A 23,229-nucleotide genomic window follows, 5' to 3' on the forward strand; every position below is an offset into this window, starting at 1 on the left:
CGGCTCCGGTCCGGTCGGCGCACCCGCGCCGGCCGGACCGGACAACTCAGCTCTGCCAGAAGCGGATCAGGTCCAGACCGGCGGCGTACAGCCACGACGGCAGGCCGAGCAGGTCGCCGACGGCGAAGACCGCGTCGAAGAACCAGCCGCCGATGCGCGGGTTCCACAGCAGCGCGAAGAGCAGAAGAAAGCCGTACGGGGCGAACAGGTCGTACATCCTGCGCCACTGCGGGTTGAGCCACGGCTGGATCATGTTGCCGCCGTCCAGGCCGGGCACCGGCAGCAGATTGAGCACGCTGGCGGTGAGCTGGAGGAACGCCAGCAGCGCCACCCCGGCCCAGAACTCCACCGGGCCGCCCGAGGACGTGCCGAGTCGCACCGCCGCCACGAGCAGCAACGTGAACAGCACGTTCGTCGCCGGGCCGGCGAGGCTGACCAGGGTGTGCCGCAGCCGCCCCGGGATGGCGTGCCGGTCCACCCACACCGCCCCGCCGGGCAGGCCGATGCCGCCGAGCAGCACCACCACCACCGGCAGGACGATCGACAGCAGCGGATGGGTGTACTTGAACGGGTTGAGTGTCAGGTAACCGCGGTGGGCGATGTCCCGGTCGCCGGCGCGGTAGGCGACGACCGCGTGGGCGTACTCGTGCAGGCAGAGCGACACCAGCCAGCCGGAGACCACGAACAGGAACACGTCGAAGCGAACACTGCCGTAGCCGTTCCAGGCCAGCACCCCGCTGACCGCGAAGAGCGCGACCAGGCCGAGAAAGACCGGGCTGGGCCGGAACGCCGCCTTGGGCACGCCCAGCACCAGTCCGTCGGCGCCCGGCCGGTCGTACGCCATCACTCGGCCGTGGGCAGCAGGCTCATCCGGTACTCCACCCGGTCGTCCTCCACGAGTGCGACCGAGGTGACGCCGGACGCCGCGAGCTCACGCCAGGTCTGACCGATCCAGGATTCGGCGTCGGCCTGGCTGCCGAACGACTCCGCCGGGCCCTCGACCGTCTGACCGTCCGTGCCCTCGTACCGCCAGCTCCACGCCATGCCGCGTCTCCCCTCGCCGCTGAAGTCCCCGTGGGACGAACCCCCGCCAGCGTAGTCGGCCCGGCGCGCAACGGCCGCTCGCTCGCCCCCGCGGCAACCCACGGGTTGATCAACCCAGGTCACGCCGGGCTTCCGAAGCCTGCTCGGGACAGCGCAGTTCCTCGCCGACGGAAACTGTCCAGGACTGCCAGCGATCGCGGGGAAGCGGACGCTTAACCGCAAGGGACGCGGATCGGACTCCCGATCTCCGTCGGGGCTGGGGCGACGTGCCCAACCCCGAAGGATGCGAACTAAGGTACGGACATGTCCGTTGACGGGTGGAACACGGTCCTGGTGCTCGGCGGTATCCGGTCCGGCAAGTCCGAGTTCGCCGAGTCCCTGGTCGCCGACGCGCCGGTGGTCCGTTACATCGCCACGGCACCCGAGGGCGACCCGGAGGACACCGAGTGGGCGACCCGGCTGGCGACGCACCGCTCCCGACGACCGGGCAGCTGGACCACCGAGGAGACCGCCGGGGAGCCGCGTCGGCTGGCGGACGTGCTCGAATCCGCTGAGCCCAACGAGACACTCCTCGTGGACGACCTGGGCGGCTGGGTGACGGTGCTGCTCGACCCGGAGCACCAGCCCGCCGACGACGTGGCGACGATCGCCGAGCTGGCCGAGGCGATCCGCACCTGCTCGGCGCGGGTCGTGGTGGTGAGCCCCGAGGTGGGGCTGTCGCTGGTGCCGACCACCCCGTTGGGTCGGGCGTTCACCGACGCGCTCGGCGCGGCCAACCGCGCGGTCGCCGACGCCTGCGATGCCGTGGTGCTGGTGGTCGCCGGTCAGCCGGCCTGGCTGAAGCCGACCGCCGCCCTCGCCGCCGCTCCGACCGTGAGCGCGTCGGCGCGGTCCGTGCCGCCGAGCACGAGCCAGGTCACCGCCCAGGACGCGAGCCGGACCGGCACGCACCGGGCCGGCACGAGCCTGCTCGACGGCGAGCCCACGCCCGAGGTGCAGCTCCCCGACGTGCTGACCCACACCCCGCCTGTCGCTCCGAACCAGGAGCCCGGCAACCCCTGGGCCGCACCGACAATGGCGCTGCCGATGGTGGCCACCGGGCTGGTCATCCAGCCCGGTATGGAGCTGCCGATGCCCGACGACTACGCCGGGCCGCAGGCGGTGGATCGGCTGGCCACGTTGGACGTACCGGGTGCCGGGCTGGGTGTTCTGGACCGGGTGGTCGGCTTCGCCGCCGCCACACAGGGCACCTCGACGCCTGTCGCCTGGGGTTCGGTGCGGGTGCTGCTGCTCAACGGCGACCACGCCGGTGGCGCGTCGGCCGGCACCGTCGCGGGCGAGTCGGCGCGTCGGGCCGCCCAGGCGCGCGCCGGGCGGGGCGCGCTGGCCCGGTTGGCCGCCGAGAGCGGCGCGAGCCTGCAGGTGGTGGACACCCCCGTCTCCGCGCCCATGGAGACCCAGCCGGCGCTCGCCGGCGAGCAGGTCGAGTCGGCGCTGCGCTACGGCTGGCGGCTGGCCGAGCAGGCGGCCGACGCGGGCGTACAACTGCTGGTCCTGGGGGCGTGCGGCGCCGGCACCGAGGCGGCGGCGGCGGCGGTGCTGGCGGCCACGGCCGGCGCGGAACCACCGGCGGTGCTGGGTCGGGTGATCACCGATTCCGGCGAGATCGACGACGCGGCCTGGATGGTCCGCTGCGCGGCGGTGCGCGACGCGCTGCACCGCACCCGCCGCTCGCCCCGCGCCGCCAAGGACGTGCTGGCCGAATTGGGCGGCGGCGATGTGGCGGTGGCCACCGGCGTGCTGCTGGGCGCGACGGCCCGTCGGGTGCCGGTGCTGCTGGACGGGCCGGTCGGGCTGGCCGCCGGAATGGTCAGCCGTGACCTCGCCGGGCAGGCCCGGCACTGGTGCCTGTTGGCCGACCACGGCGGGCACCCGGCGGTGCGGCTGGCCGCCGACGTACTCGGCCTCACGCCCCTGCTCGACCTGCGGCTGGACCTCGGCGAGGGCGCCAACGCGCTTGTCGCGCTGCCGCTGCTGCGCTCGGTGCTGGCGCTGGCCGCCGCGCTGCCGGTCCACCCGTCGCTGGCCGGCGGCGCCGACCGGGCCGACGAACCGCAGACCGACCCGGAGTACGCGGAGCCCGACGACAGCGAACCCGACTACGCCCAGCCGGCCTACACCGGGCCCGACTACACCGACCCGGAGTTCGCCGAGCCGGAGCCTGCCGGACCGGGCCCCACCCGCACGGAGACGGACGAGCAGCCGGCGTCGGGCTGGCGTGCCGGCTGAGTCGCGGTTCATCGCGGGCGCCCGGCTGGCGGTCACCACCTTCAGCACGTTGCCGGTACGCGCCGGCCGGATCGACCGCCCGGTGGCGGGTACCGCGATGGCGCTCGCCCCGGCCGTCGGCGCGCTGCTCGGCGCGCTGCTGGGCGGCGTCCTGCTGCTGACCGGCACGCTCGCTCCCCCGCTGGTCGCCGCCGGCGTGACAGTGGGCGCCGCCGCCCTGCTGACCCGGGGGCTGCACCTCGACGGGCTGGCCGACACGGTGGACGCGCTCGGGTCGTACCGGCGGGGCGCCGCCGCCCTGGAGATCATGAAGAAGCCGGACGTCGGGCCGTTCGGCGTCGTCGCCCTGGTGGTCGTCGTCCTGGTGCAGGCGGCGGCGCTCGCCGAGCTGGCAGGCCGGTCCTGGCCCGCCTGCCTCGCGGCCGTGGTCGCGGCCACCGCCGCCGGACGGCTGGGCGTGACGGTCGCGTGCCGGCGAGGCGTTCCCGCCGCCCGGCCGGACGGGCTGGGAGCCATGGTCGCAGGCACGGTCGGCCCGGTGGCCGTGACCGTCGGCGCGGTCGCCGTCGCGCTGCTGGCGGTGCCCGCGGTGCCGGGCCGCCCCTGGCAGGGGCCGCTCGCCGTCGCCGCCGCGCTCGCCGTCGCGGTGGCGCTGCTGACCCACGTGGTACGCCGCCTCGGCGGGATCACCGGCGACGTGCTCGGCGCGACAGTCGAGGTGGTCACCACGCTTGTCTACCTGGGTGTGGTGCTGTCCGGCTGAAGCCGGCGCGGCGGGCCGGGTAGCGTTCGGCTCGACAGCACCGGCGCGGCCACCGGGGGAACCCACATGCTCATCACGGACGACTTCCTGCCCGTACCGGTGCCGGAGTCGCTCAGCGCGACCTACCTGGTGCCGATGGCGGGGCTGCCGAAGGTCAGCGCGAAGACGGCGGTGGCGGCGCTGACCGGCCGGCTGGCCGAGCCGGTGCACGGGCTCGCCCGGCAGATGCTGGACAGCCCGCTGATGAGCGTGGACACCCGGCCGATCAGCGAGTTTCCCGCGCTGCCACCGGATCTGCTCACCGCGTTCGGCGCCACCGAGGCGCAGTTGGCCCGGCTGGCCGCGGCGACACACCTGGTGGTGGTGCAGGCGGAGTACCGGCCCGGCTGGCCGCCGGCGCACGAGTGGGCGGCCCGGGCGGTGGCGGCTGCGGTGGCCGAGTCCGTCGACGGCGACGTGGTGGACGTCTTCGGCCTGCAGTTCCTCGACCCGGCGACCGCGCTGCGCTCGCTCCCCGACGAGCAGGGCCGGATCCGGCTTGTCGACTGGGTGCTGGTGCCGTACTCCTCGGACACCGAGGGGCTGTGGTTCACCACGAAGGGGCTGCGGCGCTTCGGTCTGCTGGAGTTGCAGACCCAGGGGGTGCCCGACCACCTGACCCGCGCCTGGGGTGCGGTGATGACCGGGGCGGCGCGACGGCTGCTGCGGGACTGGACCGACGGGCTCACCGGCGAGGAGGTGCCGGCGTTCGTGCAACTGCCGGTGCTGGCCACGGTGACCGGGCACGACATCGCGGTGGCGTACGGCAATCCGGAGCAGCACGGAGCGACGGCCCCGGTGCTGCTGCGCCTGGAGCTGGACCCGGCGACCGACCCGGACGCCGACTCGTTCCTGAGCCTGCGCCCGCCGGCCGGGCACCCCGGTCCGGACGGGCGCTACTACGCCGCCGCCTGCGCGACCCTGTTCTCCGGCATCCAGCCGGACGTGCGCTATGCCCGCTCCGGTGACGCGATGAGCCGTGCGGTCGCCACCGCCCGCGCCGCCCTGGACGACGCGCGGGCGCGCTTCGTCGCCGGCCAACTGCCGGTGGAGTCGCAGTTGGTGGTCAAGTACGGCCTGCCGGGCGACGACGGCCCGGAGTACGTCTGGGCGGGCGTGACCTCGTGGGAGACCCCGGAGCGGATCGTCGGCGTCAGCGCCAGCGACGCCAACACCGACCCCAGCGTACGGATCGGCGCCCCCGTGGTGGTGGAAGCCACCGACGTCGTCGACTGGGCCGTCCTGAACGCCACCGGCGTCATCGAAGGCGGCTGGACCCAAGCAGTCCTGGACTCCGGCGAACCCCCAACCCCAACCCCCTAACCCCCCCACCCACCCCCCCGGCCGCGCGGTCCCCGCCCCAGCCCACGGTGATCATGAAGTTATTGCCACCGCCGTCGGCGTGTCATGGCGACAACTTCATGATCACCGCAGGTGGGGGGTGGGGGGGCGGGGGGTGGGCGGCGGGCCGGGGGTGGGTGGGTGGGGTGGGTGGGGGTTAGTGGACTGAGGGGGTTACGAAGGGGGGTTTTGTCAGGGTCAGGGGGGCTCGGCGGCCTCGGATGTCGATCTCGACCTGGTCGCCGTCGGCCAGTTGGGCGTCGGTGTCCAACAGGGCCAGGGCGATGCCCTGCTTGCGGGTCGGGGAGAAGGTGCCGCTGGTCACCGTGCCGACCTGCTTGTCGCCCACGTGCAGAGTCATGCCGGGGCGGGGGATGGCGCGGTCGACGGCCACCAGACCGCGCAGCGTACGGCGGGGGCCGGCGGCCTTCTCGGCGAGCAGCGCGTCACGGCCCCAGAAGGCCGGCTTGTCCCAGCCGACCGCCCAGCCCGAGCGGGCCTGCACCGGCGTGATGTCCAGCGAGAGGTCCTGCCCGTGCAGCGGGTAGCCCATCTCGGTACGCAGGGTGTCCCGGGCGGCCAGCCCGCAGGCGCGCAGGTCGAACGCCTCGCCGGCGGTGAAGAGCGCGTCCCACACGGCCACCGCGTGCTCGGCAGGCACGACCAGCTCGTAGCCCAACTCCCCGGTGTAGCCGGTCCGGCAGACGGTCAGCTCCACGGCGGCGGAACCAGCGGCGGCGGCGGAACCAGCGGCGGAACCAGCGGCCGGGCCGGCGGTGAGGCTGGCGGCGTCGAAGCTCATGTAGCCGTGCTCGGTGGGCAGGCCGAGGGCGGCGAGCAGTTCGCCCGATCGGGGGCCCTGCACGGCCAGCACCGCGTACGCCTCGTGCTCGTCGGTGACGGTGATCCGTTCCGGGGCGGCGGCGCGCAGCCGGCGCACCACCTCGGCGGTGTTCGCGGCGTTCGGGATGAGGAAGACGTGATCGTCGGCGTACAGGTAGGCGATGATGTCGTCCACCACGCCGCCGGTGGCGTCGTCGCAGCACAGCGTGTACTGCGCTCGGCCGGGGCCGATGCGGCGCAGGTCGTTGCTGAGGCAGGAGTTGACGAACTCGGCCGCGCCGGGGCCCGTCACCCGGGCCTTGCCGAGGTGGGACACGTCGAAGACCCCCACCGCCGTACGCACCGCGGTGTGCTCCTTGAGCACCCCGCCGCCGGCGTACTCCAGCGGCATCTCCCAGCCCCCGAAGGGGGCGAACTTGGCGCCGGCGGCGGTGTGCCGCTCGTGCAGCGGGGAACGACGCAGCCGGGTCGCGGCGGCGTCGGAGGTCACGTCGGTCATGGGTGGCAACTTACCGGGGGTACCCCCGCTGGTTAGCATCGGCGGGACCCCGTTGGCGTGATCGACGGGACAGCCCTGACGTCCGGCGGGTAGGTTCCGCCGGAGACCTTCACCGCTGGTACGCGACGTCGCGACCGGCCCGGCCCGCCCGGAGTAGCTTCAGTGACATCACCCCGCACCACCACCCTGAGCCTGGTCGACACCGACCCGGCCGAGCTCGCCGTCGACGCGATCGTGATCGGCGTGCACAGCCAGACGGGAGAGCAGGCCGCCACCAATGGCCTCGCCGGCGCCCTGTTGCTCGCCAGCGGCGCGGAGAGCATCGCCGTCGCCTTCGACGGCAAGCTGACCGAGACGCTCGCGCTGCTCGGCGCGACCGGTGGGCCGGGTGAGGTCGTCAAGCTGGCCACGCTGGGCACCGTCACCGCCCCGCTGGTCGTCGCGGTCGGGCTCGGCCCGGAACCGACGGGTGCCGCCCCGGCGCCGGAGACGCTGCGTCGCGCTGCCGGCGCGGCGGTCCGGGCCCTGGCCGGCGCCCCGAGAGTGGCGCTGAGCATGCCGCTGCCCGACGACGCGGACGCGCCGGCCGCGCTGCGCGCGGTCGCCGAGGGCGCGCTGCTCGGCGGGTACCGGTTCGCCGGCTACAAGACCCGGCCGCAGCCGACCCGGCGGGAGCCGGTGGCCGAGGTGCTGATCGCCGTTCCGGACGCCGCCGACGCGGGCGCCCAGGCCGAGATCACCCGCGCGCAGGCGGTCGCCGGCGCGGTCCGGCTCAGCCGGGACTGGGTGAACACCGCCCCGAACGAGCTGCGGCCCCCGTCGTTCGCCGACGCCGTGGCCGCCGCCGCCCGTGACGCGGGCCTCGGTGTCGAGGTGCTGGACGAGGCGGCGCTGGCCGCGGGCGGGTACGGCGGCATCATCGCTGTCGGGCAGGGCTCGGAGGCCCCGCCGCGGCTGGTGAAGCTCACCTACACCCCGCAGGACGGCGGCAACGGCAAGCGGGTCGCGCTTGTCGGCAAGGGGATCACCTTCGACACCGGTGGCATCTCGATCAAGCCGGCGGCAGGCATGTGGGAGATGAAGTCCGACATGGCGGGCGCCGCCGCGGTGGGCGCGGCCATGCTGGCGATCGCCGCGCTGAAGCCGGCGGTGGCGGTCAGCGGGTACCTGCCGATGGCCGAGAACATGCCGTCGGGCGCCAGCTACCGGCCGGGCGACGTGATCAGCATGTACAGCGGCAAGAAGGTGGAGGTGCTCAACACCGACGCCGAGGGCCGGATGGTCCTGGCCGACGCCATCGCCCGCGCCTGCGAGGACGGCACCGACTACCTGTTCGAGACCTCCACCCTGACCGGCGGTCAGGTGATCGCGCTGGGCAAGCGGGTGGCCGGCGTGATGGGCACCCCCGAGCTGTGCGAGCGGGTCCGTACGGTCGGCGACGCGGTCGGCGAGCCCGCCTGGCCGATGCCGCTGCCGGACGACGTGCGCAAGGGCATGGACTCCGACGTGGCGGACATCTCGCAGATCAACGCGGGGATGGACCGCGCCGGGCACATGCTGCAGGGCGGCGTGTTCCTGCGCGAGTTCGTGGCCGACGACGTGGCGTGGGCGCACATCGACATCGCCGGGCCGGGCTACCACTCGGGTGAGCCGACCGGCTACTGGACCAAGGGCGGCACCGGCGTGCCGGTCCGCACCCTGGTGCAGCTCGTCGAGGACGTCGCCGCCAACGGCTGACGGACGTACGACCGAGGGGCCCCCTACCCGGGGGCCCCTCGGCGTTGCTCAATACCGCTCGGGTCGGCGCTTGCGGCGCTCGTTGAAGTCGCGCATCCGCTGCGGGTAGCCCATCAGCCGGACGTCGTACACCGGAATGCCCATCCGGTACGCGAAGCGCCGCGCGCCGTCCGGGCCGTCGATGCGGCGGCGCGTCCACTCCCCGTCGTCGGCGATCAGGATGACAGTGGTCTCGGTGACAGTCGTCCGGGGCTCGATGAACGCCTCGACACCGCGCCGACTGCGGATGAAGTTCTCGAGATGGTCCAGATCGCCGCGATCGGCCGCGCGGTCGTGGCTCAGCACACGCGCCTGCTTCCGGCGCCGGAACAACCCCACCGAACCTCTCCCCCACCCTGCGTCATCGACAACGGTGCCAAGGGTACGTGTCGATGACGTGTCGTTGGGCACCTCACTACGCACCCTGTGCCCGGTGGTGACAAGATGACCGAGGTGGGGTGTGTCCGTGTTACACCTCGTGACCCCCGATGCAGCGACGCGACCTGGGAGTTGGACGTGAGCGAGCCGAACGAAGCGACCTTCGACATCGTCATCCTCGGAGGTGGCAGCGGCGGCTACGCGACCGCGCTGCGCGCCGCCCAGCTGGACCTGTCCGTCGCGCTGGTCGAGAAGGGCAAGCTCGGGGGCACCTGCCTGCACAACGGCTGCATCCCGACCAAGGCCCTGCTGCACGCGGCGGAGATCGCCGACCAGGCCCGCGAGTCGGAGCAGTTCGGTGTGAAGGCCGAGCTGATCGGCATCGACATGGCCGGGGTCAACTCGTACAAGGACGGCGTGATCGCCCGGCTGTACAAGGGCCTGCAGGGCATGTTGAAGACCAACAAGGCGATCACCATCGTCGAGGGCCACGGCAAGCTGGTCGGCAAGAACGTGGTCGAGGTGGACGGCAAGCGCTACACCGGCCGCAACATCGTCCTGGCCTCCGGCTCGTACGCGAAGAGCCTGCCCGGCCTGGAGGTCGACGGCGAGCGGATCATCACCAGCGACCACGCCCTCACGATGGACCGGGTGCCGTCGTCGGTGATCGTGCTCGGTGGCGGCGTGATCGGCGTCGAGTTCGCCAGCGTGTGGAAGTCCTTCGGTGTTGACGTGACGATCGTCGAGGCGCTGCCCCGGCTGGTCGCCGCCGAGGACGAGGAGTCGTCGAAGGCGCTGGAGCGGGCCTTCCGCAAGCGGAAGATCAACTTCAAGGTCGGCAAGCCGTTCGAGAAGGTCGAGAAGACCGAGAACGGCGTCAAGCTGACCATCTCCGGCGGCGAGACCGTCGAGGCGGAGCTGCTGCTTGTCGCCGTCGGTCGCGGCCCGAACACCGCCAACCTCGGGTACGAGGAGCAGGGCGTGAAGATGGACCGCGGCTACGTGCTGACCGACGAGCGGCTGCGCACCAGCGTGCCGAACGTCTACGCCGTAGGCGACATCGTGCCCGGCCTCCAGCTCGCGCACCGGGGCTTCCAGCAGGGCATCTTCGTCGCCGAGGAGATCGCCGGGCAGACCCCGGCCGTCATCGACGAGGTTGGCATCCCGCGCGTCACCTACTGTGACCCGGAGCTGGCGTCGGTGGGCCTCACCGAGGCGAAGGCCAAGGAGCAGTACGGCGCCGACAAGGTCCAGGCGTACAACTACCCGCTCGGCGGCAACGGCAAGAGCCAGATCCTCAAGACCACCGGCTTCGTGAAGCTGGTCCGGGTCGAGGACGGCCCCGTCGTCGGCGTCCACATGGTCGGCGCCCGGGTGGGTGAGCTGATCGGCGAGGCGCAGCTCATCTACAACTGGGAGGCGTACCCGGCCGAGGTCGCCCAGCTCGTGCACGCCCACCCGACCCAGAACGAGGCCCTGGGCGAGGCGCACCTGGCCCTCGCCGGCAAGCCGCTGCACGCGCACGCCTGATCACCCAAACCGCGGCGTCCGGCGACGGGCGAAGATCCCCCAAGGGGAATGAAGGAGTCTGGAGAACATGCCGGTATCGGTCACCATGCCCCGGCTCGGCGAGAGCGTCACCGAGGGCACCGTCACGCGCTGGCTCAAGCAGGAGGGCGACACGGTCGAGGTCGACGAGCCCCTGCTCGAGGTCTCGACCGACAAGGTCGACACCGAGATCCCGTCGCCCGCGGCGGGCGTGCTGAGCCGGATCGTGGTCGGCGAGGACGAGACCGCCGAGGTCGGCAGCGAGCTGGCCGTCATCGCCGGTGAGGGCGAGTCGACCGGTGGCGGCGAGGCTGCGCCGCAGGAGCAGGCCCCGGCCGAGTCGGTGGAGCCGGCCGCCGAGCCGACCGCCGCCGCCGAGGGCACCGCCGACGAGGTGGCGCAGGATGAGGCCCCGGCCGAGACGCCGGCTCCGGCCGCCGCGTCGTCGGGCGAGGGCACCGCGGTGAAGATGCCGGCCCTGGGTGAGAGCGTCACCGAGGGTACGGTCACCCGCTGGCTCAAGCAGGTCGGCGACACCATCGAGGTGGACGAGCCGCTGCTGGAGGTCTCCACCGACAAGGTGGACACGGAGATCCCGTCGCCGGTCGCCGGCACGGTTCTGGAGATCAAGGTCGCCGAGGACGAGACCGCCGACGTCGGCGCCGACCTGGCGATCATCGGCGCCGCCGGTGGCGCCCCCGCCCAGGCGAAGCCCGAGCCGAAGCCCGAGCCGAAGGCGGAGGCCGCGCCGACGCCGAAGGCCGAGCCGAAGCCGACGCCGAAGGTCGAGGAGCCCACCCCGGGCATGTCGTACAACGAGCCGGCCGCGGAAACCGAGACCTCGGCGCAGCCGGCGAAGACCGAGCAGGCTTCGCAGCCGGCCGCGCCGACCGCCGCGCCGCAGCGCCCGTCCGCCCCGGCGCAGGGTGGCGGCGAGGAGGCCGCCGGTTACGTCACTCCGCTGGTCCGCAAGCTGGCCAGTGAGCACGGTGTCGACCTGGGCTCGCTCAACGGCACCGGCGTGGGTGGCCGGATCCGCAAGCAGGACGTCCTCGACGCGGCCGAGAAGGCGAAGGCCGCCAAGGCCGCGCCGGCTCCGGCAGCACAGCCCGCCGCCGCGCCGTCGGCCGCCGCCGCGAAGCCGGCCGCGAAGCCGCAGCCGAGCAACAAGCGGGGCACCACGGAGAAGCTGCCGCGCATCCGTGCGACCATCGCCAAGCGGATGCAGCAGTCGCTGCACGAGACGGCGCAGTTGACCACCGTCGTCGAGGTCGACGTCACCAAGGTCGCCAAGCTGCGGGTCCAGGCCAAGGAGTCGTTCCAGGCCAAGCACGGCGTGAAGCTGTCCTTCCTGCCGTTCTTCGCGCTCGCCGCCATCGAGGCGCTCCAGACGTACCCGATCATCCAGGCCAGCATGGACCTGGAGGGCGGCACGATCAGCTACCCGGCCGCCGAGCACCTCGGCATCGCCGTGGACACCGAGCGCGGACTGCTCGTGCCGGTCATCCACAACGCCGGTGACCTCAACATGGGCGGCATCGCCAAGCGGATCGCCGACCTGGCCGAGCGCACCCGGGCCAACAAGATCACCCCGGACGAGATGGCCGGGGCGACCTTCACGCTCACCAACACGGGCAGCCGGGGCGCTCTGTTCGACACCCCGATCGTGCCGTCGCCGCAGTCGGCGATGCTCGGCACGGGTGCTGTGGTCAAGCGGCCGGTCGTGGTCAACGACCCGGAGCTGGGCGAGGTCATCGCGGTCCGGTCGATGGTCTACCTGGCCATGTCCTACGACCACCGGCTGATCGACGGCGCCGACGCGGCCCGCTTCCTGACCGCGGTCAAGGAGCGGCTGGAGGGCGGCAACTTCGAGTCGGAGCTGGGCCTGTCCTGATCCAGCTCAACGCGTAGAGGGCGCCCCGGTCGTCGACCGGGGCGCCCTTTCGTTTGCGGTCCTCAGCTCTTGAGCAGCGTCGTCGAGACCTTCCAGAGCCGCTCGGCAGCCTCCGGGTCCAGCGCGTACGCCGCGACTCCCGTCCGCCCGCCGGGCTGGGCCGGAGCGGCCTCCTGACAGTCCTCGAAGTAGCGCCCGCCCACACCGTCGAGCAGCGGCGAGGCCGCGACCAGCACCGAGGTGGCGGCACCCTGTTCCACGGTCTTCCAGGTCGCCGCGTTGCCCGCGCGCAAGCGGTTCAGCTCCTCCTCGCTGACGTAGCGCTGGAGGTTGGTGCGGATCGCGCCCGGCATCAGCGAGTTGGCGAAGATGCCGTCGTCGGCCCAGAGCCGGGAAGCCTGCACGGCGAACAGCACGTTTGCCGTCTTCGACTGCCCGTACGCCTGCCACGGCTCGTACTCCCGCTTGTCGTACTGGATGTCGTCGAAGACCACCGGCGAGCGCAGGTGGGCGGCGGAGCTGACCGAGACGATCCGGGCCCCGTCGGCGGCGGCGAGTGCCGGGCGTAGCCCGGTGGCGAGCGCGAAGTGCCCGAGGTGGTTGGTGGCGAACTGCATCTCCCAGCCCTGCGGGGTTCGGCTCAGGGGCGCGGCCATGATGCCGGCGTTGTTGACCAGGATGTGCAGCGGACCGTCCCAGTTGGCGACGAAGTCGGCGACGGACCCCTGGTCGGCGAGATCGAGCGGCGCGACCATGACCCGGTCGTTGCCGGTGCTGGCCGTGACGTCGTCGGCGGCCTGCTGGCCGGCGTCCGGGTTGCGGACGGCCAGGGTGACCTCCGCGCCGGCGCTGGCCAGGGCACGGGCGGTCTCCACGCCGATGCCTGACGAACCGCCGGTGACGATGGCCCGCCGCCGGACGAGGTCCACGCCCCGGATCACGTCCATGGCCGTGGAGGTATGGGCGAACGAGGTGGTGATCGGGTTGTTCGTCGTCATGATCCATCCTTGTCCAGGGTGGCTCGGACCGACCGGCCCGCTGCCGGAGGCCGTGGTCCCGGTGTTTCCCGAGCCGGACCGGAGGTAACTCCGGACACCGTCGCCATCCCTGTTCGGGCCTCCGAGCAGGCCGGACGCTGCCAGAGTGGGACCGTGGGCGGCTACCGGCGGGGTGGACAACTGGGACCGGCCGTCCCGATTGCTCCCGGTGCCCGGGTGGACAAGTTCGAGGTCTTCTTCGACCTGGTCTTCGTCTTCTCGTTCTTCATCATCACCCGGGCGACCGCCGCCAACATCTCCGGCCGGCAACTGCTGCACGCCGCCCTGGTGCTCGCCGTGCTCTGGTGGATCTGGGTGGTGCACAGCCTGGTCGCCACCCGGGTCCGGCTCGGTGAGGGCTACGTCCCGGTGCTGATGGTGGTTTCGATGGCCGCCCTGTTCTCGTTCGCGCTGGCCCTGCCGCAGGCGTTCAGCGACCCGCAGGCCGGCGCCGCCGGCCCGATGCTGGTGGCCGTCAGCTACGTCGTGGTCCGCGGCATCCACTGGATCCTCTATCAGCACGTGGTGCGGGACAGCCCGCAGGAGCGGCGGCAACTGCGGCGCTTCGCCCCGGAACTGGCGGTGAGCATCGTGTTGCTGCTGGCCGCCGCGCTGCTCCCGACCCTGATCGACGACCCCGGCCGGGCTGCGCTGGTCCGCGACGGCCTGTGGATCACCGTGGTGGTGGTGCAGTACGCCACCGGCTTCATCGTCGGCACCTGGGGCTGGGGGGTGACGAGCGCCGAGCACTGGACGGAGCGCTACGACCTCATCCTGATCATCGCGTTGGGCGAGTCCATCATCTCCACCGGCGTGGGTGGCAACCTGCTCGGCAAGCCGGTGACCTGGCCGGCGGTGGCCGCCGCGGCGCTCGGCATCGTGGTCACGGCCGCCCTGTGGTGGGCACACTTCGACTTCATCGGGCCGGCCGCCCGGATCGCCCTGCACGCGGCGGAGGGTGGCCCGCGGGTGGCCATGGCCCGCGACGCGTACGCATACCTCTACCTGCCGATGATCGCCGGGGTGATCCTCTTCTCCATCGGCAACGAGGAGATCCTGCACAAGATCACTGACCCGGCCGGCGGGATCGCCGAGAAGGCGGAGGGACCAGCCGTGCCGATGCTCTTCGGCGGGTTGATCTGCTACTTCGCCGTCAACATGTTGTTCCAGTTGCGCACCCTGCACACCGTCAGCTGGACCCGCGTCGGCGTGATCGTGGTGCTCACGGCGGCCCTCCCGGTCGGCCAGCACCTGCCGGCGCTGGGCGCGCTCACCCTCGCGACGGTGATCTGCGTGGCACTGGTGGCCGTGGAGGTGATGGTGATGTCGGAATCCCGGCACGCGTTGCGGGCCGCCGTCTTCCAGGAGCGGACCAGCCACGAGGCCCACGAGGCCGCCTGGCGGGCGCGCTGGCACGACGTCCGGGAGACCGACGAGCCGACCACGCCGTGATCGGTTCGGATAGACTCCGGCGCAGCGTCGCGGTGTACCCGGCACGAAGGCCGCCGTGGGCATGGAGGCGCGGGGACAGCATGGGACGAACGTGCACCCGACAGGTTCACCGGCCGACCGGCTCGCCGCCGTCGGCAATCAGATGATCGAGATCCACCTCTGGCTCCGCGCGGAACTGGCCCGCCTGCGGGAAAGCCTCGGCGACGCCCGCCCGTCGCGAGACCTGCGGGCCCACTGTCTGACCTTCTGCGCCGCACTCGGCCGCCATCACACAGGTGAGGACGCCGGGGCGTTCCGGGTCCTGGCCGACGAGGTTCCCGAGCTGCGGCCGGTCCTGGCCAACCTGATCGTCGACCACGAGGTGGTGGCGGGGATCCTGGAGCGGGTTGAGGCGCTGCTCGCCGGCGACGCGGCGGTGCCACTCGTCCAGGTACGCGGCGAGCTGGACGGCCTGGCCGCCCTGCTCGAGTCGCACTTCCGCTACGAGGAGAAGCGGCTGGTCTCCGCACTGAACGCGCTGACCGGCCGGCCCGGGACGGCCGAGGAACTCCTCGGACTGACCGTGCCGGGGCAGGTCACCGGCTGACGGCGGGGCCGGACCGGGTGGCGGTGGGCTGCGCCGTTTCGGGTGCCGGCCCGGGCAGCCGCTCGTAGAAGCGGATCTTCTCCCGGAGGTGCTCGTACTGGCGGCTCAGCAGGAGCATCTGCTCCTCGACCCGAGCAGCGTGCTGTTCCAGCAGCTCACGGCGCTCGCCGAAGGTGTGCTCACCCTCGCGGGCCAGAGCCGCGTACCGGCACATCTGGGCGATCGGCATCCCGGTGTCGCGCAGGCAGCGGAAGAGCACCAGCCAGCTCAGGTCGTCGTCGGTGAAGACACGCTGGCCACCTGCTGTTCGAGTGACGTCGGCCAGCAGGCCGATCTTCTCGTAGTACCGCAGCGTGTCCAGACTGAAGCCGCTGCGCCGAGCGGCCTCCGCGGGGGCGTAACCGGTCATGCCCGCCGATGGTAGCCACCCCTTGACCTGGAGCGCACTCCAGGTTGGAGGCTGGTCCGCATGACGACGACACGAACGCTGGGACGCAGCGGCATCGAGGTGAGCGCGATCGGGATGGGGTGCTGGGCGATCGGCGGCCCGCTCTGGGGTGACGACGGTCAGCCGTTCGGTTGGGGAGAGGTGGACGACGACGAGTCGATCCGTACCATCCATCGGGCTCTCGATCTCGGAGTGACCCTGTTCGACACGGCCAGCAACTACGGCGCCGGGCACAGCGAGCGCATCCTCGGTCGGGCCCTGGCGGGTCGCCGGGCCGAGGCGGTGATCGCCACCAAGTTCGGCAACGTCAGCGACGAGGCCACCCGGCGAGCGCGGGGCACCGACGCCAGCCCGGCGTTCGCCGTGCGCAGTCTGGAGGACTCGCTGCGGCGGCTCGGCACCGACCACGTGGACCTCTACCAACTGCACATCAACGAACTGCCCGTGCCCGCCGCGCTCGACCTGGTCGGCACCCTGGAGGACCTGGTCGACCAGGGCAAGATCCGGGCGTACGGCTGGAGCACCGACAACCCGGAGTCGGCGGAGGCGTTCGCGGCGGCCGGGGCGCGCTGCGCCGTCATCCAGCACGACGAGTCGGTGCTGAGCGACAACGCCGCGGTCCTCGCCGTCTGCGACAAGTTCGACCTGGCGAGCCTCAACCGGGGGCCACTGGCGATGGGACTGCTCACCGGCTCGACCCGGGCGCTCGGTGCGGACGACGTACGCGGTCGCGCACCGGAGTGGTTGCAGTGGTTCACCGACGGCCGGCCCACACCTCGCTGGGCGGCACGGGTCGAGCAGGTCCGCGCGGCGCTCACCGCGGACGGCCGGACTCTCGCCCAGGGCGCGCTGGGCTGGCTGCTGGCTCGCAGCCCGCGTACGGTGCCGATTCCCGGCCTCCGCACGGTGGCCCAGGCCGACGAGAACCTGGCAAGCCTGACCCTGGGCCCGCTACCCCCCGAGGCGTACGCCGAGGTGGAGCGCCTCCTCACCGACCTGCGCCCCGTGCCCACGGCCTGACCGACCCACCTCGCCGATCGCGCCCGTGCTGGCCGGGCAGAACGGCGACACGTTGTGCGGGATCGGCGAGGAGTGGGGCCGGGGCGCGTCCGGAGGTGGCGTTTTCGACGAAGATAAGGACATGCGGATCCTTCTGGCCGGCGCGTCCGGCTTTCTCGGCACCCGGCTGGGCGACCGGCTCTCCGTGGACGGGCACGAGGTCACCCGGCTCGTTCGTCGGGCACCGCGCGACCCGCGGGAGCGACAGTGGGACCCGGCGGCCGGCCAGCTCGACCCGGCCGCGGTCGCCGGGTCGGACGCCGTCATCAACCTGGCCGGCGCGGGCGTCGGCGACAAGCGCTGGAACGACGACTACCGGCGGCTCATCCGCACCAGCCGGGTGGACAGCAGCAGCACACTCGCGACGACGATCGCCGGGCTGCCGGCCGCCGACCGTCCCCGAGCCCTGCTCAACTCGTCGGCCGTCGGCTGGTACGGCAACACCGGCGACCGGGTCGTCGAGGAGGACGCGCCCGCCGGCGAGGGTTTCCTGGCCGACGTCTGCCGGGTCTGGGAGGCCGCGACCCGTCCGGCCGAGGACGCCGGCGTACGCGTGGTGCGACTGCGCACCGGCCTGCCCCTGGACCGCGACGGTGGTTTGCTCAAGCCGCAACTGCTGCCGTTCAAGCTGGGCATCGCCGGGCGGCTGGGCAGTGGCCGGCAGTGGCTGCCGTGGATCTCGATGGCCGACTGGCTGGACGCGACAGTCTTCCTGCTGGCCCACGACGACATCGCCGGCCCGGTCAACGTGGTGGGTCCGCATCCGGTGACCAACGCCGAGTTCACCCGGGAGCTGGCCCGGCAACTGCACCGGCCGGCGATCATCCCGATCCCCGCGCTGGCCCTGAAGGTGGCGCTCGGCGGCTTCGCCCACGAGGCCCTGACCAGCACGAGAGTCCACCCCGCAGTCCTAAAAAGGGCCAACTTCCCCTACCAGCACCCCACCCTCCCCGAGGCCCTCCAGGCAGCCCTGCACGCCTAGACCCGCGCTGATCATGAAGTTATTGCCACTCACCTCGGCGTGTCGTGGCAATAACTTCATGATCAACGCAGGTGGCCGAGGGGTCAGCAGCCGATCACCCAGTAGTTGGGGGCGGTCTGCTTGAGGGTGCTGGTGTAGAAGGTGTTGTAGAGGCCCATGCGCTGGTTGGAGCCGTTGGCGTAGGCGTAGCCGCCGGACTGGTAGGCACGCCCGGCCACCACGTGCGCGTAGTTGCTCGCGGTCACGCAGGTCGGCTGGGCGGTGGGAGTCGGCGTCGGGGTCGGGGTTGGCGTCGGGCTTGCGGTCGGCGTCGGGCTTGCGGTGGGGGTGGCCGTCGGGGTGGGGGTGCTGCCGCCGCCGTTCAGGCCGAAGAAGAGCGCGTCGCGGTACGTCGAGCAGATGGTGTCCAGGAAGTACGCGGCAGCGGTGCCGCACTGGTCCGCCGCCGAGCCCGGATCGACCGGGGTGCCGTGGCCCATCCCGGAGACGCGGTAGAGGCGTACCTCGTCGTTGCCGTACACCTCGAGGCTGGTGTTGCCGGGCAGCGACGACGTGCTGGTAGGGGTCTGCGAGATCCCCCGCACGTTTGTCCACTGGTCGCGGGACTCGGTGCCGTTGAGCGGTGTGACGGTGGTGTCCGACGTGCCGTGCCAGATGGCCACCCGGGGGCGCGGGCCGGTGTAGCCGGAGTAGGCGCCACGGACCAGGTCGCCCCAGGCCGCCGGGGTCTTGTCGGTGCCCGGGTTCATGCAGCTGAACGCGTTGACCATGCTGGTGGCGCAGCGGTACGGGATGCCCGCGATGATCGATCCGGCGGCGAAGACGTCCGGGTAGGTGGCCAGCATGACGGCGCTCATCGCCCCGCCCGCGGAGAGGCCGCTGACGAAGACCCGGGAGCCGTCGACAGCGAAGTTCGCCTTGGCGTGGTCGACCATCTGCTTGATCGACAGTGCCTCGCCCTGACCCCGGGTGGTGTCGCCGCTCTCGAAGAAGTTGAAGCAGGAGTTGGCGTTGTTGCCGGAGGGCTGCTGGGCGACGATCAGTGCGAACTTCCACTGGTCGGCGTACTTCTGCCAGCCCGAGTTCGCGAAGTAGCCGGAGGCGTTCTGGACGCACCCGTGCAGCAGGACCACGGCCGGGGAGTTGGCCGGCAGGTTGTCCGGTCGGTAGGCGTACATGACGAGGTTGCCCGGGTTGGAGCCGAACCCGGTGACCTGGGTGAGCGTGGCGGCCTGGGCGGGTGTGGCGAGGGCGAGCGCGCCCGCCGCGGCGAGGACGAGCCCGGCGACCGCACCGATCAGGCGGTTGAGGGTGGATGGGGAGCGGCGCACGGCGGCCTCCTGAGAGGGGCAGACTGTGAACTGGGTCACGGTCGAGTTGCCGAGACGTTACGACGACGTGTCGCCGCTATGACATGGGGCACAGTCACACATTCACGGCAGCCGTTGTGTACGACGAACCGCGCCCGTCGCGAGGGCAGCGGAGCCGACAACAACCGCCGGTCTGACCGGCTCGTCCAGGTCCGGTTGGTAACGTCCGCTGCGTGCCCTCCTCCCCGTCGCTGGCCACCGGGCCCGCACCAGCGTCGCCACCGCGCGCCCGTCAGGACCGACGGGCCGACCTGATCGTCGTGCTCGTGGCGCTCGCGCTCGCCGTCTGGGTGACCAGCGGCCTGTGGCGGGACCCGAACGTACGCACGATCACCGTCAACTCCAGCGACCAGGCGCTCTTCGAGTGGCTGCTGGCCTTCGGCGGGCACGCGGTCACCCACGGGGAGAACCCCTTCTTCACGTACCTGATCAACGTCCCGGACGGCGTGAACCTCGCGGTCAACACCTCGATCACGGTGTACGCGGTGGTCTTCGCCCCGCTCACGTACCTCGTCGGGCCACCGGCGACGTTCCTGGTGATCCTCACCCTGAACCTGCTCGCCACCGCGCTGGCCTGGTACTGGCTGCTGTCCCGGCACCTGGTGCGCAGCCGCCTCGCCGCCGGCGTGGGCGGCCTGTTCATCGCCTACTCCCCCGGCATGGTCTCGCACGCCAACGCCCACCTGAACTGGACCGCCGGCTGGCTGGTGCCGCTGCTGATCTGGCGGCTGTTCGCGCTGCGCCGCCCCGGGCACTGGCTGCGCGACGGGGTGATCCTGGGGGTGCTGGTGGCGGTGGCCTTCTCGATCGCCGCCGAGGGCCTGTTCTTCGCCGCTCTCGCGCTCGGCGTGTTCGTCGCCGTCTGGGCGCTGCACCCGGCCCACCGCGCCGAGGCCCGAGCCGCCCTGCCCACCTTCGTGCGCGGGCTCGGGGTGACCGCGGTGGTCGCCGGCGTGCTGCTGTCGTACCCGCTGTGGCTGCACTTCGCCGGGCCGCAACGGTTCCACGGCACCGGCTTCGACCCGGTGATCCACTCCGAGGACATCGCCGCCTTCGCCGCGTTCCCGCGCCGCTCCCTGGCCGGGGAGGTCGGGCTGGGCACCGCGCTGGCGCCGAACCCCACCGAGGAGAACTCCTTCTTCGGGATTCCGCTGCTCGTGCTCACAGTGGTCTGCTTCGTCGCGCTCTGGCGACGCGCCGACCCCGGCCGCCGCGCCGTCCTCTGGGCGCTGGGCGTCGTCGCGGTGATCTTCACGGTGCTGTCCTTCGGGCCGGTGGCGAAGATCGACGGGCGGCGTACGGACCTGCCCATGCCGTTCGACGTGCTCGGACAGCTGCCGGTGGTGAACGCCGCGCTGCCCGCCCGGCTGGCCCTGGTGGTGGCGCCGGTGATCGGGGTGCTGCTGGCGTACACCCTGGATCAGTTGCGGGCCGCGCCGCCCCGGCACCGTTCGACGGAGCTGGCGTGGTCGCTGGGGTTCGCGGTGGCCCTGCTGCCGCTGCTGCCCACCCCGCTGCTGACCCGCGAGCGGGAGCCGATCCCGCACTTCATCACGGCCGGCACCTGGCGCGAGTACGTCTCGCCGGGCAGGGTGCTGACGCCGGTGCCGTTGACCGTGGACATCTACCCGGACGGGCAGCGCTGGCAGGCGTACGCGCTGTCGCACCGGCAGGGCGAGTTCACGATCCCCGGCGGCTTCTTCCTCGGCCCCGGCGGCCCGGACGGGCGGGGCCGGATCGGCCCGGTGCCGCGCACCCTGAGCGCGCTCATGGACCAGGCCGGCCGCACCGGGCTGGTGCCGATCGTCACCGACGGCACGATCCGTGAGGTCCAAGCGGACCTGCGGCACTGGCGGATCGAGACGGTGGTCCTCGCCGACCAGGTGCACGGCGCGAAGTTCGGTGTCGACGAGGCGGCTGTCCGGCGTACCGCCACCGCCCTGTTCGGCGAGCCGCAACGGATCGACGACGTGTGGCTCTGGCGCGTCCCGCCGGCCTGACCGGCCCCGGTGAGGTGGCTCACGAGGGATCTGAGCCGTCGGCCGGACTAGGCTGGACGCCGTGACGACGACGACCTCCGGCCTGACGGCCGTCCGTGCCGGCCTGCTCGACTACCAGGCCGCCTGGGACGAGCAGCGGCGACTGCACGAGTCGGTGGTGGCCGGCGAGCGCGGCGACACCGTGCTGCTGCTGGAGCACCCGAGCGTCTACACCGCGGGCAAGCGCACCGAGCCCTGGGATCGGCCCGTGGACGGCACCCCGGTCGTCGACGTGGACCGGGGCGGCAAGATCACCTGGCACGGGCCGGGGCAGCTCGTCGGCTACCCGATCCTGCGGCTGCCCGACCCGGTGGACGTGGTCGCGTACGTCCGCCGCACCGAGGAGCTGCTCATCGACGTGTGCGCCGAGTTCGGGCTGGCCGCCGGCCGGGTCGAGGGGCGCAGCGGAGTCTGGGTGCCCGAGGACGACCGTGGGCCGGCCCGCAAGGTGGCCGCCATCGGCATCCGGGTGGCCCGGGGCGTCACCCTGCACGGCTTCTCGATCAACTGCGACTGCGACCTGACGTACTTCGACCGGATCGTGCCGTGCGGCATCCGCGACGCGGGAGTCACCTCGCTCACCGCCGAGCTGGGCCGCCCGATCACCGTCGCCGACGTGCTCCCGGTGGTCGAGCGCCGGCTGTCCACCCTCGTCGAGGTCTGACTGCGGCACCGGCCGACGAACGCACCCGCGCGTCGGTGACGTGACATGACGGACGCGGTACGACCGCCGAGCGGTACCGCCGTCACGGCCCTCGAATGCATCCGATGCGGCACCCGGCATCCGGTGGGCGACTACTCGCTCGGGTGCCCCTCCTGCGCGGCAGCGGGCCACGGCTCGAACCTGTTCTGCCGGTACCCCGCCGAGGCGGTCCGCCAGGACCAACTGCTGCCGTACCCGGTCGTTCCGGATCTGGGCCAGGGGCGCACGCCGCTGTTCCCGCTGCCCTGGCTCGACGGAGTGCTCGTCAAGAACGAGGCGGCGAATCCGACCGGATCCCACAAGGACCGGTTCGCGGCGATGGCGGTGACCCACGCGAAGGCGTCGGGCTACGAGCGCGTCGTCGTCGGATCGTCAGGTAACGCCGGGCTGGCGACCGCCGCCTTCGCCGCCGCCGTCGGCCTCCGGGCCGAGGTGGCCGGCTTCACCTGGCTGCCCGAATCGCTCGCGGCGCCGCTGCGCGGGCTCGGAGCTGACCTGCGCACCTTCGACACCGACGAGGAACGCATTCGGTACGTCAGGGAGGCGGCCGACCGTCCCGACACGCTCGCCGTCTCCAACGTCGCCGACATCGTCATCGGCAGTAGCTGTTTCGGGATCGAGGGCTACAAGGCCGTCGCCTGGGAGATCGCAGCCGCCGTTCCCGCCGGGGTGGACCATGTGGTGATCCCGTCGAGCCGTGGCGACCTGGCGTGGGGCGTCCACCTCGGGTTCGTCCAGTGGTCCGCCCTGACGGGCGGGCCCGTGCCGCGCCTCCATCTGGTCGAACCATTCCCCCGGTTGTCAGCCGTGCTCGCCGGCCGGGACATCACCGCGCGCTTTCCCGACAGCGCCGGAAGCCTCCACTCGATCGCCGGGGACAGCACGACAGTCCAGGCCCACGCCGCGGTGACCCGTAGCGCGGGCAGCGCCGTGGTGGTGCGGGAAGACGTGGCAACCAGGTGGTACGAGCGGGCGAGCCGACACGGGCACACCTGGGAGATCAGCAGCTGCACCGTGTTGGCCGCCTACGACCTCCTGCGGCGACGCGACGCCATCACGGCTGGCGACCGGACCGTCCTGATCACGACCTCCCACCTGTTCAAGGGGCTGTGACAGCCCTGGCGACGAGGCAAGCGCGC

At 72.5% G+C, this 23,229-nt stretch carries 20 protein-coding genes; 13 read left to right on the forward strand and 7 right to left on the reverse strand.

Annotated elements, in window-relative coordinates; all coding sequences use genetic code 11:
* Positions 1-46 precede the first annotated feature (46 nt).
* Complete coding sequence (locus AB0K10_RS13750; protein ID WP_363683159.1) at positions 47-844, reverse strand: site-2 protease family protein; 798 nt, start codon at positions 842-844, stop codon at positions 47-49.
* Positions 844-1,044 carry a hypothetical protein gene (locus AB0K10_RS13755; RefSeq protein WP_030337978.1) on the reverse strand — a complete coding sequence of 67 codons (201 nt, stop codon included), beginning with the start codon at positions 1,042-1,044 and terminating at the stop codon, positions 844-846. Before AB0K10_RS13755 ends, AB0K10_RS13750 begins: the two co-directional genes overlap by 1 nt.
* Before the next feature lie 303 nt (positions 1,045-1,347).
* Here AB0K10_RS13755 and AB0K10_RS13760 point away from each other — a divergent pair, with 303 nt between their 5' ends.
* From AB0K10_RS13760 to AB0K10_RS13770, 3 genes are all read left to right on the forward strand, one after another.
* A complete protein-coding gene (locus tag AB0K10_RS13760; protein ID WP_363683161.1) occupies positions 1,348-3,333 on the forward strand; it encodes a bifunctional adenosylcobinamide kinase/adenosylcobinamide-phosphate guanylyltransferase in 1,986 nt (661 codons plus the stop codon).
* The gene (cobS, locus tag AB0K10_RS13765) at positions 3,323-4,096 is read left to right on the forward strand and encodes an adenosylcobinamide-GDP ribazoletransferase (protein WP_363683163.1); all 774 of its coding nucleotides are present in this window, start codon (positions 3,323-3,325) and stop codon (positions 4,094-4,096) included. Before AB0K10_RS13760 ends, cobS begins: the two co-directional genes overlap by 11 nt.
* 66 nt (positions 4,097-4,162) lie before the next feature.
* On the forward strand, positions 4,163-5,458 hold the full coding sequence (locus AB0K10_RS13770; protein WP_363683165.1) for a DUF2314 domain-containing protein: 1,296 nt from the start codon (positions 4,163-4,165) through the stop codon (positions 5,456-5,458).
* A gap of 175 nt (positions 5,459-5,633) precedes the next feature.
* On the opposite strand, the gene gcvT is transcribed toward AB0K10_RS13770, so the two are convergent.
* Positions 5,634-6,818 (reverse strand): glycine cleavage system aminomethyltransferase GcvT, encoded by a 1,185-nt coding sequence (gene gcvT, locus AB0K10_RS13775; protein ID WP_363683167.1) that lies wholly within the window; start codon positions 6,816-6,818, stop codon positions 5,634-5,636.
* 162 nt (positions 6,819-6,980) lie between these two features.
* Between gcvT and AB0K10_RS13780 the strand changes: the two genes are divergently transcribed.
* Complete coding sequence (locus tag AB0K10_RS13780) at positions 6,981-8,555, forward strand: leucyl aminopeptidase (RefSeq protein ID WP_363683169.1); 1,575 nt, start codon at positions 6,981-6,983, stop codon at positions 8,553-8,555.
* 48 nt (positions 8,556-8,603) lie between these two features.
* Here AB0K10_RS13780 and AB0K10_RS13785 read toward each other — a convergent pair whose 3' ends face one another.
* On the reverse strand, positions 8,604-8,933 hold the full coding sequence (locus AB0K10_RS13785) for a hypothetical protein (protein WP_007463244.1): 330 nt from the start codon (positions 8,931-8,933) through the stop codon (positions 8,604-8,606).
* A gap of 177 nt (positions 8,934-9,110) precedes the next feature.
* On the opposite strand from AB0K10_RS13785, the gene lpdA reads away from it, so the two are divergent.
* Together lpdA and sucB are read left to right on the forward strand one after the other, a co-directional pair.
* Positions 9,111-10,502 carry a dihydrolipoyl dehydrogenase gene (gene lpdA, locus AB0K10_RS13790; RefSeq protein ID WP_363683171.1) on the forward strand — a complete coding sequence of 464 codons (1,392 nt, stop codon included), beginning with the start codon at positions 9,111-9,113 and terminating at the stop codon, positions 10,500-10,502.
* 67 nt (positions 10,503-10,569) lie between these two features.
* Positions 10,570-12,414: a 2-oxoglutarate dehydrogenase, E2 component, dihydrolipoamide succinyltransferase gene (sucB, locus tag AB0K10_RS13795; RefSeq protein ID WP_363683173.1), complete on the forward strand. Its 1,845-nt coding sequence runs from the start codon at positions 10,570-10,572 to the stop codon at positions 12,412-12,414.
* 62 nt (positions 12,415-12,476) lie between these two features.
* Here sucB and AB0K10_RS13800 read toward each other — a convergent pair whose 3' ends face one another.
* Positions 12,477-13,412 carry an SDR family NAD(P)-dependent oxidoreductase gene (locus tag AB0K10_RS13800; protein ID WP_363683175.1) on the reverse strand — a complete coding sequence of 312 codons (936 nt, stop codon included), beginning with the start codon at positions 13,410-13,412 and terminating at the stop codon, positions 12,477-12,479.
* Between the two features lie 153 nt (positions 13,413-13,565).
* On the opposite strand from AB0K10_RS13800, the gene AB0K10_RS13805 reads away from it, so the two are divergent.
* Together AB0K10_RS13805 and AB0K10_RS13810 are read left to right on the forward strand one after the other, a co-directional pair.
* Positions 13,566-14,903 carry a low temperature requirement protein A gene (locus AB0K10_RS13805; protein ID WP_363683177.1) on the forward strand — a complete coding sequence of 446 codons (1,338 nt, stop codon included), beginning with the start codon at positions 13,566-13,568 and terminating at the stop codon, positions 14,901-14,903.
* A 61-nt stretch (positions 14,904-14,964) separates the two neighbouring features.
* On the forward strand, positions 14,965-15,489 hold the full coding sequence (locus tag AB0K10_RS13810) for a hemerythrin domain-containing protein (protein WP_363683627.1): 525 nt from the start codon (positions 14,965-14,967) through the stop codon (positions 15,487-15,489).
* Here the strand turns inward: AB0K10_RS13810 and AB0K10_RS13815 are convergent.
* Positions 15,479-15,898, reverse strand: coding sequence for a MerR family transcriptional regulator (locus AB0K10_RS13815; RefSeq protein ID WP_363683179.1), 420 nt, complete (start codon positions 15,896-15,898; stop codon positions 15,479-15,481). The genes AB0K10_RS13810 and AB0K10_RS13815 overlap by 11 nt on opposite strands.
* Positions 15,899-15,958: 60 nt before the next feature.
* Between AB0K10_RS13815 and AB0K10_RS13820 the strand changes: the two genes are divergently transcribed.
* Together AB0K10_RS13820 and AB0K10_RS13825 are read left to right on the forward strand one after the other, a co-directional pair.
* Complete coding sequence (locus AB0K10_RS13820; RefSeq protein WP_363683181.1) at positions 15,959-16,957, forward strand: aldo/keto reductase; 999 nt, start codon at positions 15,959-15,961, stop codon at positions 16,955-16,957.
* A gap of 121 nt (positions 16,958-17,078) precedes the next feature.
* Entirely contained in the window at positions 17,079-17,978 is a 900-nt protein-coding gene (locus AB0K10_RS13825; protein WP_363683183.1) for a TIGR01777 family oxidoreductase, read from the forward strand.
* Between the two features lie 83 nt (positions 17,979-18,061).
* Here the strand turns inward: AB0K10_RS13825 and AB0K10_RS13830 are convergent, their stop codons facing one another.
* Positions 18,062-19,309 (reverse strand): PHB depolymerase family esterase, encoded by a 1,248-nt coding sequence (locus AB0K10_RS13830; protein ID WP_363683185.1) that lies wholly within the window; start codon positions 19,307-19,309, stop codon positions 18,062-18,064.
* 212 nt (positions 19,310-19,521) lie between these two features.
* Between AB0K10_RS13830 and AB0K10_RS13835 the strand changes: the two genes are divergently transcribed.
* The 3 genes from AB0K10_RS13835 (at position 19,522) to AB0K10_RS13845 (ending at position 23,203) form a co-directional block, all read left to right on the forward strand.
* A complete protein-coding gene (locus AB0K10_RS13835; protein WP_363683187.1) occupies positions 19,522-21,348 on the forward strand; it encodes a DUF2079 domain-containing protein in 1,827 nt (608 codons plus the stop codon).
* Positions 21,349-21,409: 61 nt separating this feature from the next.
* Complete coding sequence (gene lipB / locus AB0K10_RS13840; RefSeq protein ID WP_358102335.1) at positions 21,410-22,051, forward strand: lipoyl(octanoyl) transferase LipB; 642 nt, start codon at positions 21,410-21,412, stop codon at positions 22,049-22,051.
* A gap of 45 nt (positions 22,052-22,096) precedes the next feature.
* On the forward strand, positions 22,097-23,203 hold the full coding sequence (locus AB0K10_RS13845; protein WP_363683189.1) for a pyridoxal-phosphate dependent enzyme: 1,107 nt from the start codon (positions 22,097-22,099) through the stop codon (positions 23,201-23,203).
* Positions 23,204-23,229: the final 26 nt, after the last annotated feature.

Source organism: Micromonospora sp. NPDC049274 (genome assembly GCF_040678875.1).
Taxonomy (GTDB): Bacteria; Actinomycetota; Actinomycetes; order Mycobacteriales; family Micromonosporaceae; genus Micromonospora.

Bases quoted from the DNA above. Each gene is read 5' to 3' on its own strand.
- AB0K10_RS13760 (WP_363683161.1), top strand. From the start codon at position 1,348: ATGTCCGTTGACGGGTGGAACACGGTCCTGGTGCTCGGCGGTATCCGG.
- AB0K10_RS13750 (WP_363683159.1), bottom strand. From the start codon at position 844: ATGGCGTACGACCGGCCGGGCGCCGACGGACTGGTGCTGGGCGTGCCC.
- AB0K10_RS13825 (WP_363683183.1), top strand. From the start codon at position 17,079: ATGCGGATCCTTCTGGCCGGCGCGTCCGGCTTTCTCGGCACCCGGCTG.
- AB0K10_RS13820 (WP_363683181.1), top strand. From the start codon at position 15,959: ATGACGACGACACGAACGCTGGGACGCAGCGGCATCGAGGTGAGCGCG.
- AB0K10_RS13800 (WP_363683175.1), bottom strand. From the start codon at position 13,412: ATGACGACGAACAACCCGATCACCACCTCGTTCGCCCATACCTCCACG.
- AB0K10_RS13770 (WP_363683165.1), top strand. From the start codon at position 4,163: ATGCTCATCACGGACGACTTCCTGCCCGTACCGGTGCCGGAGTCGCTC.
- gcvT (WP_363683167.1), bottom strand. From the start codon at position 6,818: ATGACCGACGTGACCTCCGACGCCGCCGCGACCCGGCTGCGTCGTTCC.
- AB0K10_RS13815 (WP_363683179.1), bottom strand. From the start codon at position 15,898: ATGACCGGTTACGCCCCCGCGGAGGCCGCTCGGCGCAGCGGCTTCAGT.
- AB0K10_RS13755 (WP_030337978.1), bottom strand. From the start codon at position 1,044: ATGGCGTGGAGCTGGCGGTACGAGGGCACGGACGGTCAGACGGTCGAG.
- AB0K10_RS13810 (WP_363683627.1), top strand. From the start codon at position 14,965: ATGGAGGCGCGGGGACAGCATGGGACGAACGTGCACCCGACAGGTTCA.
- sucB (WP_363683173.1), top strand. From the start codon at position 10,570: ATGCCGGTATCGGTCACCATGCCCCGGCTCGGCGAGAGCGTCACCGAG.
- AB0K10_RS13845 (WP_363683189.1), top strand. From the start codon at position 22,097: ATGACGGACGCGGTACGACCGCCGAGCGGTACCGCCGTCACGGCCCTC.